At 43.0% G+C, this 12,009-nt stretch carries 13 protein-coding genes and 1 riboswitch; of the genes, 6 read left to right on the top strand and 7 right to left on the bottom strand.

What is annotated here, in order from left to right; genetic code table 11:
* Positions 1-95 precede the first annotated feature (95 nt).
* Positions 96-932 carry an octanoyltransferase LipM gene (gene lipM, locus H7F27_RS08755; RefSeq protein WP_103672263.1) on the bottom strand — a complete coding sequence of 279 codons (837 nt, stop codon included), beginning with the start codon at positions 930-932 and terminating at the stop codon, positions 96-98.
* Positions 933-1,122: 190 nt separating this feature from the next.
* Between lipM and H7F27_RS08750 the strand changes: the two genes are divergently transcribed.
* Positions 1,123-1,503 carry a rhodanese-like domain-containing protein gene (locus tag H7F27_RS08750; protein ID WP_024122030.1) on the top strand — a complete coding sequence of 127 codons (381 nt, stop codon included), beginning with the start codon at positions 1,123-1,125 and terminating at the stop codon, positions 1,501-1,503.
* Positions 1,504-1,536: 33 nt separating this feature from the next.
* On the opposite strand, the gene gcvPB is transcribed toward H7F27_RS08750, so the two are convergent.
* The 3 genes from gcvPB to gcvT are packed head-to-tail and all read right to left on the bottom strand — an operon-like array spanning position 1,537 to position 5,474.
* Positions 1,537-3,018 (bottom strand): aminomethyl-transferring glycine dehydrogenase subunit GcvPB, encoded by a 1,482-nt coding sequence (gene gcvPB, locus H7F27_RS08745; RefSeq protein WP_185848836.1) that lies wholly within the window; start codon positions 3,016-3,018, stop codon positions 1,537-1,539.
* Entirely contained in the window at positions 3,011-4,357 is a 1,347-nt protein-coding gene (gcvPA, locus tag H7F27_RS08740; protein ID WP_185848835.1) for an aminomethyl-transferring glycine dehydrogenase subunit GcvPA, read from the bottom strand. The genes gcvPB and gcvPA overlap by 8 nt, the downstream gene beginning before the upstream one ends.
* Before the next feature lie 28 nt (positions 4,358-4,385).
* Positions 4,386-5,474 (bottom strand): glycine cleavage system aminomethyltransferase GcvT, encoded by a 1,089-nt coding sequence (gcvT, locus tag H7F27_RS08735; RefSeq protein ID WP_185848834.1) that lies wholly within the window; start codon positions 5,472-5,474, stop codon positions 4,386-4,388.
* Positions 5,475-5,646: 172 nt separating this feature from the next.
* Positions 5,647-5,748, bottom strand: a riboswitch (glycine riboswitch).
* Positions 5,749-5,916: 168 nt separating this feature from the next.
* On the opposite strand from gcvT, the gene H7F27_RS08730 reads away from it, so the two are divergent.
* The 4 genes from H7F27_RS08730 (at position 5,917) to sinR (ending at position 9,130) form a co-directional block, all read left to right on the top strand.
* Positions 5,917-7,590: a DEAD/DEAH box helicase gene (locus H7F27_RS08730; RefSeq protein ID WP_185848833.1), complete on the top strand. Its 1,674-nt coding sequence runs from the start codon at positions 5,917-5,919 to the stop codon at positions 7,588-7,590.
* Positions 7,591-7,609: 19 nt separating this feature from the next.
* Positions 7,610-8,404 (top strand): YqhG family protein, encoded by a 795-nt coding sequence (locus H7F27_RS08725; protein ID WP_185848832.1) that lies wholly within the window; start codon positions 7,610-7,612, stop codon positions 8,402-8,404.
* A 183-nt stretch (positions 8,405-8,587) separates the two neighbouring features.
* Positions 8,588-8,761: an anti-repressor SinI gene (gene sinI, locus H7F27_RS08720; protein WP_024122036.1), complete on the top strand. Its 174-nt coding sequence runs from the start codon at positions 8,588-8,590 to the stop codon at positions 8,759-8,761.
* 33 nt (positions 8,762-8,794) lie between these two features.
* A complete protein-coding gene (gene sinR / locus H7F27_RS08715) occupies positions 8,795-9,130 on the top strand; it encodes a transcriptional regulator SinR (RefSeq protein ID WP_003226345.1) in 336 nt (111 codons plus the stop codon).
* A gap of 86 nt (positions 9,131-9,216) precedes the next feature.
* On the opposite strand, the gene tasA is transcribed toward sinR, so the two are convergent.
* The 3 genes from tasA to tapA form a co-directional block, all read right to left on the bottom strand.
* The gene (gene tasA / locus H7F27_RS08710) at positions 9,217-10,002 is read right to left on the bottom strand and encodes a biofilm matrix protein TasA (RefSeq protein WP_024122037.1); all 786 of its coding nucleotides are present in this window, start codon (positions 10,000-10,002) and stop codon (positions 9,217-9,219) included.
* Between the two features lie 64 nt (positions 10,003-10,066).
* Entirely contained in the window at positions 10,067-10,651 is a 585-nt protein-coding gene (sipW, locus tag H7F27_RS08705) for a signal peptidase I SipW (RefSeq protein ID WP_101861033.1), read from the bottom strand.
* The gene (gene tapA, locus H7F27_RS08700) at positions 10,623-11,384 is read right to left on the bottom strand and encodes an amyloid fiber anchoring/assembly protein TapA (protein ID WP_185848831.1); all 762 of its coding nucleotides are present in this window, start codon (positions 11,382-11,384) and stop codon (positions 10,623-10,625) included. The genes sipW and tapA overlap by 29 nt, the downstream gene beginning before the upstream one ends.
* A gap of 276 nt (positions 11,385-11,660) precedes the next feature.
* Between tapA and H7F27_RS08695 the strand changes: the two genes are divergently transcribed.
* Positions 11,661-11,984, top strand: a complete 324-nt coding sequence (locus H7F27_RS08695) for a YqzG/YhdC family protein (RefSeq protein ID WP_024122040.1) — start codon at positions 11,661-11,663, stop codon at positions 11,982-11,984.
* The last annotated feature ends 25 nt before the right edge of the window (positions 11,985-12,009 follow it).

Here is a 12,009-nt window from a genome sequence, read left to right as displayed (position 1 = left end):
CCCTCCCAAAAAGCACCTTAACTTTATAAATCATTACAAGTTTACACTAATGAACTTGAAAAAACAAGGATGCTCTGCAGGCTAAAAAGCCCTTTTTACCGCCTATAATTCCATTCATCAGAAGCATATTTTGTTTCTGCCAAGTCCTGAACAAAATCAAGCTCTTCCTGGGATAATTCGTACGGCTCCAAGTGAATATTCAAGCCGGTTTCAAATCCGGATTTAAAAGCCTTGCGTGCATCGTCCATTGTCACCGGGTGATCGGTGAGTTCATTAATCGCAACCGCTTTATTTTTAAAATTGCGCTGCATCCGTTCTCTGACTCTTTCACTCGGATACAAAAACAGATCAAACAGCTTGTCCTCATCCAAATCAAGCAGAATGGAGCCGTGCTGAAGGATGACGCCTTTTTGTCTCGTTTGCGCGCTTCCCGCCACCTTGCGCCCCTCCACAACAAGCTCATACCAGGACGGCGCGTCAAAACAAACGGATGACCGCGGGTTCTTTAAGCTTTCTTTTTCTTTTTCGGTTCTCGGAATGGCAAAATAAGCGTCCAGACCAAGATTTCTAAAGCCTTGAAGTATGCCTTCTGAAATAACCCGATATGCCTCGGTTACAGTCGCCGGCATTTCCGGATGATCCTCAGAAACGATTACGCTGTATGTCAATTCCTGATCGTGGAGCACCCCTCTTCCTCCGGTCGGGCGTCTGACAAATCCAAGATTATACTTATGTACTGCTTCAAAATTGATTTCCTTTTTAATATTTTGAAAATAACCTACAGAAAGCGTCGCCGGATTCCAGCCGTAAAAACGGATGACCGGAGGAATTTTCTTTTCACTGTGCCAATATAAAAGCGCTTCATCAAGCGCCATATTGAAAGCCGGGCTTGCATTTCCTGAGTCTATAAACCGCCAAGTTTCTTTTTCCATTTTGAGACCTTCCTTACCGTTTTAATAGAATCAGTTTAACAAACTGCAGGGAAAATGAAAAATATTTTAGTTCCATTATGGATGACAATCACGCCGTGCTTTACTATAATAGTATTTGTCGAAAACGTCTCTATGCCCTTGTTTAAAGAAGCAGGGTTTTGATTTTATACGTTAAAGGAGTAGAATCACATTGTCTAATATGATCGTTTTAATTATTTTTGCTGCGTTTATCGTCTATATGATTGCTTCATATGTCTATCAGCAGCGAATTATGAAAACACTTTCGGAAGAAGAATTCCGCGCTGGTTACCGCAAAGCGCAGCTTATCGACGTTCGTGAACCGAATGAATTTGATGGCGGACATATTTTAGGCGCCCGCAACATTCCGCTTTCTCAGCTGAAACAGAGAAAAAATGAAATCCGGCCGGACAAGCCTGTCTATCTGTACTGCCAGAACAGTGTCCGCAGCGGACGCGCGGCACAAACCCTGCGCAAAAACGGCTGCACTGAGATTTATAACCTTAAGGGCGGCTTTAAAAAATGGGGCGGAAAAATTAAAGCCAAAAATTAAAAAAACAGCTGTCTGATATCAGACAGCTGTTTTTTATTTTACAAGTTCGCTGCTTACATTTTTCTTATATCTAAGTACCGGCTGTCTGGCTGCTTTTGTTTCATCCATTCTTTTGACGATTGTTGTATGCGGAGCCTCCTGTACGAGCTCCGGAGTTTCCTCTGCTTCTTTCGCAATTTGGATCATAGCATCAATAAATGCATCCAGTGTTTCCTTGGATTCTGTCTCTGTCGGCTCAATCATGATGCACTCCTCAACATTAAGCGGAAAATAAATTGTAGGCGGATGATAGCCGAAATCGAGCAGCCGTTTTGCAATATCCAGCGTACGCACCCCAAGCTTTTTCTGGCGTTTCCCTGACAATACAAATTCGTGCTTGCAATGGCGGTCAAACGGCAGATCGTAATAAGGGGCAAGCTTTCTCATCATATAGTTGGCGTTCAGCACCGCGTTTTCAGTAACGGCCTTTAACCCGTCCGGGCCCATAGAGCGGATGTACGTATACGCTCTGACATTGATGCCGAAGTTGCCGTAATAAGGCTTAACACGGCCGATCGCGTGAGGGCGGTCATAGTCAAAAGTAAATCGCCCTTCTTTTTTGATTAAAACGGGTTTTGGCAGATAAGGAATCAGATCTTCTTTTACGCCAACCGGACCTGAACCCGGACCGCCTCCGCCGTGAGGCCCTGTGAAGGTTTTATGCAAATTAAGATGCACCACATCAAATCCCATATCACCGGGTCTCGCTTTACTTAACACGGCATTTAAATTAGCGCCGTCATAATACAGCTTTCCTCCGGCTTGGTGAACGATTTCCGCCATCTCGGTGATCTGTTCCTCAAATAATCCGAGTGTATTCGGATTCGTCAGCATAAGAGCTGCGGTTTCTTCATTCACCGCTCTTTTTAAATCCTCTAAATCAACAAGCCCGTTTTCATTCGATTTCACCGTCACCGTTTCAAAACCGGCAACTGTTGCAGACGCAGGATTTGTCCCATGAGCTGAATCGGGGACAATGACCTTTGTCCGTTTCATATCTCCGCGCGCCTCATGATAAGCGCGGATCATCATCAGTCCCGTCCATTCGCCATGCGCCCCCGCCGCGGGCTGAAGCGTGACCTCATCCATTCCCGTAATTTCTTCGAGATGCTTGCTTAAGTCATATAAAAGCTCCAAAGCGCCTTGCACTGTGTCTTCGTCCTGAAGAGGATGAATCGCGGCAAAACCGGGAATCCGCGCGATTTTTTCATTCAATTTCGGATTGTATTTCATTGTACAGGAACCGAGCGGGTAAAAGCCCGAATCAACCCCGTGGTTCCGTCTGGACAATGCTGTGTAATGCCGCATAATATCCAGCTCAGAAACCTCCGGCAGCTCTGCGTCCTCATCACGGATATAGCTGTCTGACAAGAGGTCCTCCACTTCCATTTCCGGTATGTCAAGCTCCGGCAGACTGTAGCCGACACGGCCTTCTCTTGAAAGCTCAAAAATAAGTGCCTGATCCTGATTATACATGGCGATCCCCCAATTCCTGAATGAGTGCGTCAATTTCTTCTTTTGTTCTCAGCTCTGTTACGGCAATAAGCATATGGCGGTCAAGCTCCGGATACGTCAGACCCAAATCGTAGCCGCCGATGATCCCATTTGTCAACAATCTTTTGTTTACCGATTTCACAGGTTCATCAAGTTTGATGATGAATTCGTTAAACATCGGCCCGTCAAACATCACAGTGAGCCCCGCTTTTTTCGCTTCTTGCTTAGCATAATTGGCTTTTAAGAGATTTTGGCGGGCGATTTCTTTTACGCCGTTTTTGCCGAGAGCCGTCATGGCGACGGAAGCGGCCAGTGCGTTTAAAGCCTGGTTCGAGCAGATGTTTGAGGTCGCCTTATCCCTGCGAATATGCTGCTCTCTGGCTTGCAAGGTAAGCACAAAACCTCTTTTTCCGTTTTCATCCTCCGTTTGTCCGACGAGGCGGCCCGGCACCTTTCTCATTAATTTTTTCGTGACGGCAAAAAATCCGCAATGGGGTCCGCCATATGCGGAAGGAATCCCGAATGGCTGTGCGTCGCCAACCACAATATCGGCCTGAAAAGCGCCCGGCGGGGTCAGAAGTCCCAATGCAAGCGGATTGGCTGAGACAATAAACATGGATTTTCCCTGATGAGCGATCGGCTCAATATCCTTCAATGGCTCAACCAGACCAAAAAAGTTCGGGTACTGCACAATGACTGCCGCCGTATCGTCACAAACGGTTTCGCGCAAAGCATCAAGATCAGTCACTCCATTTGCGGCAGGGACTTCAACAACTTCAATATACTGTCCTTTTGCATATGTTTTCAGCACTTCTCTCGATTCAGGGTGCACGGTTGTTGACACCACAATTTTTTTCTTTTTCGTATGTCCGGAGGCAAGCATCGCAGCTTCCGCCAAGGCTGTTCCGCCATCATACATAGAAGAGTTGCTGATATCCATGCCTGTTAATTCACAAATCATCGTTTGAAACTCGAAAATCGCCTGAAGCTCCCCTTGAGAAATTTCCGGCTGATATGGTGTATAAGCTGTATAAAACTCAGACCTTGAAATGACATGATCCACAATAACCGGCTGATAATGATCATATACACCGGCGCCTAAGAAAGATGCGTATTGAACGGTATCACAGTTTTTAGACGCCAGCTTTGTCAGTTCTTTTGTTAATTCTGTTTCTGATTTTGCCTTTTTGAATTGATACTCTTTTTTGAATCTGACGTTCTCAGGTATATCGGCGAATAAATCATCGATCGTGTTTGCGCCGATGGCATCAAGCATTTCCTGTTTATCCTTTTCTGTCGCGGGCAAATAGCGGTGCTTCATGTGTTGACCCCTCTCCAAAGAAAAATTTTTAGCGTTTATAAAATGGTGTTTTAACTACCTTTGCTTTCACTAATTTTTTGCGAATCTCCACTTCTACAACAGTTCCGATCTCACTCGCTCCAGCATCAACCAAGGCAAGGCCCACGTTTTTCCCCAATGTCGGTGACTGGGTGCCTGTTGTCACCTTTCCGACGGACTTGCCGCTTTGAAACACTTCATATCCGTGTCTCGGTATTCCTTTTTCAATCATTTCAAGACCGACGAGCTTTCGTTTCGCCCCGTTTTCTTTCTGTTCACTCAATACAGACTTCCCGAAAAAATCAGACTCTTTTTTGTGTTTTACGGCAAAGCCTATACCTGCTTCAACCGGCGTGATATCCCGAGTCAGCTCCTGGCCATAGAGCGGGAGCTTCGCTTCAAATCTGAGCGTATCACGCGCCCCTAGCCCGCATGGCATAAGCCCGTGTTCTTCACCCGCTTCAATGATTTGTTTCCAAATTCGGACTGCGTCATCAGCACGGCAGTAAATTTCGAACCCGTCTTCACCCGTATAGCCGGTGCGCGAAATGAGTGCTTTGCAGCCGCTGATATCAGCTTCATCAATAAATGCAAATGGTTTTAAAGCAGATACATCTGAAGCTGTCAGATTTTTTAAGATTGTTTCTGCTTTCGGGCCCTGCACGGCCAAAAGCGCAATCTGATCTGACAAATTGTCAATCTGGACATCTCCTGTTGCGTGTTCTTTGAGCCAAGCAAGATCTTTATCTATATTTGAAGCATTTATGACAAGCAAATAGCGGTTTTCAGCTTTTTGATAGATGAGTAAATCATCAACGGTGCCGCCATCCGGATAGCACATCGCGGTATATTGCGCACGGCCGGTTTTTAACGCGGATACATCATTTGTCATCAGCTTTTGTAAAAAAGACAGACTGTCATCCCCCGTGATTTCGACTTCCCCCATATGAGATACATCAAACAGCCCGGCTGCTGTTCGGACAGCTTCATGCTCTTTTTTGATTGAAGAAAATTGAACAGGAAGCTCCCAGCCTCCGAAATCAATCGTTTTCCCTCCATATTCCTTATACAATTCAAATAACGGTGTTCTTTTCAGCATCAAATTCCTCCCCTTTTTCAACGGCGCAGCTAAAAAACATACAAAAAAGGACAGAGAAACACCTCATATTAAATGAAGGTTCTCTGTCCTGGCACCTGAAAGTTTACTTTGCAATAGCAAAGACGTCCCCTTTGGTGGCTTGCGCATTTCACACAAACACTCTCCAGAGTTGCGTCGAGCAAGAGTTCTTTTGCCTGAGAGATTCACTCCGCAGTTTGCTCCTTCGGCGCCTGTATCCCGGTTTTCTCGGTCAGGTCTCTCCCCTTGCTGTCATTCGCTCATATTTTCATGCTGTTATGGACATACTATAGCAATATCTTACATCAAATACATACTCATATCCTACCATCATCACTATATGCGGGGCAACAGCAATTTGGGCGGATTTTTCTTATATTGTTCATTTAAAAAATTGAAGAATATGAAAGGCGGTTTCACAGCAATGAATGCAGAAATCACATATGACACAAAATGGCCCGAAGAATTTGCCGAAAGACTGAAAAACGACGGTCCGTGGTCAAACTGGGAGCTGTACAAGCTTTCATCAGAAATCCAGGAAACATTGGCGATTCCTGAATTTGAAGGCTTGCGGGCCCCATTATATCTCCCTTCCTTCACGCCGCTTCCCCATCAGCTTGAGGTTGCGCAGAAGGTTGTTGAAAAAATGAACGGAAAAGCGATTTTAGCAGATGAAGTGGGGCTCGGCAAAACTGTTGAAGCCGGACTGATTCTAAAAGAATATATGATTCGCGGGTTAGCCAAAAAAATTCTGATCCTTGTGCCAGCTTCTCTTGTTTCGCAGTGGGTGAAAGAGCTTCAGGAAAAATTTTTGATTCCGGCTGTTGAACAAAAGAAAAGCTATGTGTGGGAGCAGTGCGATATCGTCGTGTCCTCCATCGATACCGCAAAGCGCTCGCCCCACCGGGAAATTGTGCTGTCAATCCCATATGATCTCGTCATTATTGATGAGGCCCACAAGCTGAAAAATAGCAAAACAAAGAACTATGAATTTGTCCGGAATCTTGTGAAAAAATACTGCCTGCTGCTGACTGCGACGCCAATCCAAAACCGTGTTGAAGAAATATTCAATTTGGTTTCATTATTAAAGCCTGGTCATTTAGGCAATCAGAATCACTTTCAAGAAATGTTTTCTAAAAAGAAATCCAGCTTAGAAGCACATGATCATTTAAAAGATCTAGTGAATAAAGTCATGATTCGCAACAGGCGGCATGACACCGGGCTGAATTGGAAGCAGCGCCGCGTCGAAACAGTGCCGATTGAATTTTCTCCATCAGAGCAGGCGCTTTACGATGAGATTTCCCGCCTGAAAGAAAGCATTAACAAACCGGCCAGCATGTTCTCCATTATGACACTCCAAAGAGAATGCTGTTCAAGCAGGGAAGCTGTGTACATGACATTGAAAAAAATGCTCGACCAAAAAGAAAAACAGGCACCAGCTATTGATGAAGACACCATTTCTATATTAATGGACCGCATCAATCAAGTGACACAAAATTCTAAAGCGAATCAAGTCGTCGATCTGATTAAAAAGATAGACGATAAAGTCATTATTTTTACAGAATACCGTGCCACTCAAATTTATCTGCAGTGGTTTCTTCAGCAACACGGCATCAGCTCTGTGCCGTTCAGAGGCGGATTTAAACGCGGAAAAAAAGACTGGATGAAGGACCTTTTCCGCGGGAAGGTTCAAGTGCTGATTGCAACTGAAGCAGGCGGCGAAGGGATCAACCTGCAGTTTTGCAATCACATGATTAACTATGATTTGCCATGGAATCCGATGCGGCTTGAACAAAGAATCGGAAGAATCCACAGGCTCGGGCAGGAGCGTGACGTCCATATTTATAACATGGCTACCAAACATACAGTGGAAGAGCATATTTTAAAGCTTTTATATGAAAAAATTCATTTATTTGAAAAAGTGGTCGGCGAGCTTGATGACATTTTAACAAAAATTCAAGTCAACAATTTTGAAGAGCACCTGCACGATATTTTGTTCCATTCGGCAACCGAAGAAGAAATGAAAATTAAAATGGACAACTTAACCTCATTTTTGTCTTATAAAAAACAGCAGCCCGCTGAAAAAAGAGGTTCTTAGCCGCAAGGAGGTTTTACAAGTGAGACAGCAAGAGGTTCACCAATTACTGCTTCGTTTTTTCCAGGCAAACAGCTGTCCGATCATCGACCAAGGACCCGGTTACATGACGGTTCAGCTTACAGTTGAAATGGACAAACAGATCATGAATCGGCCTTTTTACTGGCACTGGCGCGAGAAGACCGGCGGCGACCCGAATCCGATGAAAATGACGTTCATTACAGATAAGGAATCTGCTCCAAAAGACCTAGATGGCGAATTTATTTATTTCGGGGCGCCACGCCTTTTTCAAATATTTAAAGCAGTTAAACAAAATGGGAGATTTACCAGAATGTATGAGAAAATTGAATCAGCCGGAGCGAAAATTCCGCTTCAGCCTTGGCTTGGTATAAATGTCATGATTTCATACCAGTCCGACATGAAAAAGGATAAGCTATTGTCACTAGGTCTTCACCTTGTCTCTGGAACCATGATTGAAGATTTTCAAAGTAAGCTCGTACAGCTTTCATTGACATCACAAATATGTGACTATTGTTTCACCATATCGCCTATGATTAAACCTGAAAGCGGTCTTAAGCGGATGGAGAGCTACATTACTCAAGCCGCTATGCAAGAACCGTCAGACTGGGCAGAGCAGGCGGTAAACAGGTGGCAAAACGATATGAAATTGCTTGATCAGTTTTATGAGCATACAGAAGAAAAACCAGAAGAGTACCACCTTGAAAAACAGGCGTTAAAAGCCTTGTATCAACCAAAGATATCAGTTCAGATCGAGAATGGCGGATTATTTTTTCTGCAAAATAATATTTCGAGCTAACTTTTTTCAGATTCGACATCGTTCTCGTTTTTTTTGGAAAAATGCTATTATAATAAAGGTATATTGGAAAAAAATTCTGGCTATTCAATTGGCAAATGACTTCCAGAGACCACAGAAGGCGTACAATGGTCATGGCCGGACTGGCTGAAATACATAAACAAGTATTTTAGGAGGAGAAACTGCATGAAAAATGCAAAACAAGAGCACTTCGAATTAGATCAAGAATGGGTTGAATTAATGATGGAAGCCAGAGAAGCAAATATCAGCCCTGAGGAAATACGCAAATATTTACTTTTAAACAAAAAGTCTGCTCATCCTGGTCCGGCAGCCAGAAGTCATACCATAAATCCTTTCTGAATGTGCTATAATATCACAAGGAAGGTGATGACATTGATTGGCCAGCGTATTAAACAATACCGTAAAGAAAAAGGCTACTCACTATCAGAACTAGCAGAAAAAGCTGGGGTAGCGAAGTCTTATTTAAGCTCAATAGAACGAAATCTACAAACGAACCCCTCCATTCAATTTCTCGAAAAAGTCTCCGCTGTTCTGGACGTCTCGGTTCATACTTTGCTTGATGAAAAACATGAAACCGAATACGATGGTCAATTAGATAGTGAATGGGAGAAATTGGTTCGCGATGCGATGACATCTGGGGTATCGAAAAAACAATTTCGTGAATTTTTAGATTATCAAAAATGGAGAAAATCCCAAAAAGAGGAGTAGTGCCTGAGCAGAGGCACTTACTCCTCTTTTGTCAATGAACATAAGAATGGCTCAGTACGCATGTACTGAGCCACCTCTTTTTTCTATTAATGTTTATCCTCGCTATGCGCTTTTTCATTTTCTTTAATGTAACCGTCTTTATCAGTATGTTCCTTTTTGATTGTCAAGCCATTCCACTGTGTTGCTTCGAATGAGAATTGAAGCTGTAATGAGTTGCCTTGATATTTATTTTGAACCATTTGTCCCTTTTCATCTTTTGTTTTATCGTCTTTAAATTGAATTTCCATTTTAACCTGGTCAAAATCAGTCGGTGTTTTTGGAACGCCGTCATATTCAGGAGCGGTTTTACCGTCAATTGTCGCTATATTGACTTTTCCGCTTGCGTTTAAGAATTTAGGATCAATTTGTTTTTTAATTTTTTCAGTCGCCGCAGCATCATTCTTAGAGGACATTAAATATAAGTCTTTAAGGTTGGCATCATCTAAAATGATGTTTTTCGGATAGCCATTGCCTCCCTCTTTGCCGACTGTCAATAATGTAACCTCAAATTGGCTGAGAAAATCTTCTGGGGATGTATTACTTCCCCCGTTTGCTTTAAATTCTCCATAATTCAGCGCCATTAATACCTCTTTGATCGCAAGTGAGCCGTTATTTTCGAATTGGAAATCTTTCGTCAATTTATCTCCCGGCTTTAGATTTGATAAGTTGACACTGGCTGAATTTTCTTTCGCTGCTAAATCAAGCGTGCCTGATGCAAAAGTAGCATCCGTTGATTTAATGTCGTTAAATGCTGCCCATGTTCCTCCTCCTACTAAAGCTAACCCTAGTGCTGCTGATGCAACTCCTAAACTCAATTTCTTTTTCATACCCATGGTAAACTCCCCTTTTATTGAATGATTATATTATCGAAACCTGTTGCCAGGTTTACAACTGATGTTAAGTGGACATCGTATTGTCCTTTGTCTCTGTTTCCAAGGCTTTCGTCTTTCTTTCAATCTCCCTGATCGCACTGCTGATTGTCACAAAGGAGTAGATCAGCAGCATAACGCCGGGAACAATCAGTAAAATAGCTGTGCCGATCGGCTGACTGGCAAAATGAAGCATGTAGCCGGCATAAGGAAGCTGAAAACCTGTATATTGCGCGCGGACATTTTCATCCGACACAGGCGCAGAATCAGCTGCGGCGTTATTATCCCCTTTTGTTTGGAATGACAAATGATCGCCTTGCTTTTTCATATCAATAATTCTATGGGTCACCGCTGTGTCTGCATCCTGCATAAATGTGATCACGTCGCCCTTTTGGAGCCTTTTCACATCCGTGATTTCTTTAACAAGAATTAATGAGCCCGTTTTAAATTCAGGGTCCATCGAGCCAGACAGTACTGATTTCAGCGTGTATCCGAACACTGCCGGCTCTCCCCCGGATGAACGTGTTGATATGACAACTAGCGTTAACACAATAATCAGAGTAAAGATGATTACGTAAAGGATATTACTGATCAGCTTTAATGCTTTCTTCATCCTCTTCCCCGCTTTCCTTCTGAACTGGTTGATTTTCTTTGTCTTCAGTTACGGCTTTGTCGGCTGTTTTTTCTTTATCTGTTTTGTCTTTTCTGTCACTGTCTGCTTGATTGTGCTGATTTTTCACAGACGGCTGACTTTCCTTTTTCGGTGCTGTCGGTTTTTCGTCACACTTCACAATTGTCATTGGTTCCGACCAATCAGACTTGCTTCCGTTCGCCGGATAGCCGGCCGGTTTATATACTTTAAACGCATAAATGCCGGGTTTCACTTTTTTATTTGTTTCAATTTTGTAAAGTGATTCGCCTGTTTGGGTGGAAACGTATCCTTTATCTATTACGTTCCCGTCTTTTAGCGGTTTGCGGGTGTTTGCCAGTTTATGAAGCTCCCACTTCCATTTCGATTTCTTAAGTTTCTCGCCTCTGTTTTCCAGCTCGGCAAATAGACGAACAGGGGAACAGACAGTACCTTTTGTATCTGTTTGATTCACCACGTGTAAATCACTTTGGTCCCACCGTTTATCGTAATGACAGTTTTTATCTGTATGCTGAAAGTTCTCACACGTTTGAAGCGAAACATCAAAGTTTTCAATATCATAAAAAGCTGCGCTTGTATCTCCGGTAAATTGTAAGCATATGGCGGCTGTCAGACTGAATATGGCTGAAAGCTGAAAAACAAGCAGCACTCTTAATTTTGTCTTAGCCTTATGCTGATTGCGGAACAATCGAAACATACCTTACCCCCTGTAAAACACTGTAACTTGATGTGACAATTGTTCTCTTTTAAGAACCATACAAACTGAGTATAATCAACGATTGAAGGATTTAAAAACACCAAAATCCGCCATTTTGTTCGTTTAAAAGAATGTTTTCATCATATTGCATAGCCTTACTCAATATTGCTCACCTTTTTAAGTTTTTAGAATTTTTTAGGATTGTTATGTGAGAAATTAAACGCATATCTGGTTAACATTTGGCAATAATAAACAACAAAGAAAGGGTGACGGCTTATGATCAAACAATGTGTGATTTGTCTGTCTCTTCTCGGTTTCGGCACCAGTGCCGCTCAAGCAGAAGAAGGGCCGCTTGTAACCGCCCGCCACATGTCAAAATGGGAAGAGCTTGCTGTAAAAGAAGCAAAAAAAAGGTACCCGCTCGCACAGGTACTGGTTAAACAAAAAGTTTGGGACCGCAAAAGAAAAGACGAAGCTGTGAAGCAATATCATTTAACCCTGAGAGAAGGCTCAAAGGAATTCGGCGTGTTTGTCACAATTTCTTTCGATCCTCATAGTCAAAAGGTGAATAAAATTGCAATTTTAGAAGAATATCAATAAGGTCCTCCATGTGAAGGACCTTGTT

The organism is Bacillus sp. PAMC26543 (assembly GCF_014250375.1).
Lineage (GTDB): Bacteria > Bacillota > Bacilli > Bacillales > Bacillaceae > Bacillus > Bacillus halotolerans.
This window is presented reverse-complemented; position numbering and strand designations above follow the sequence as displayed.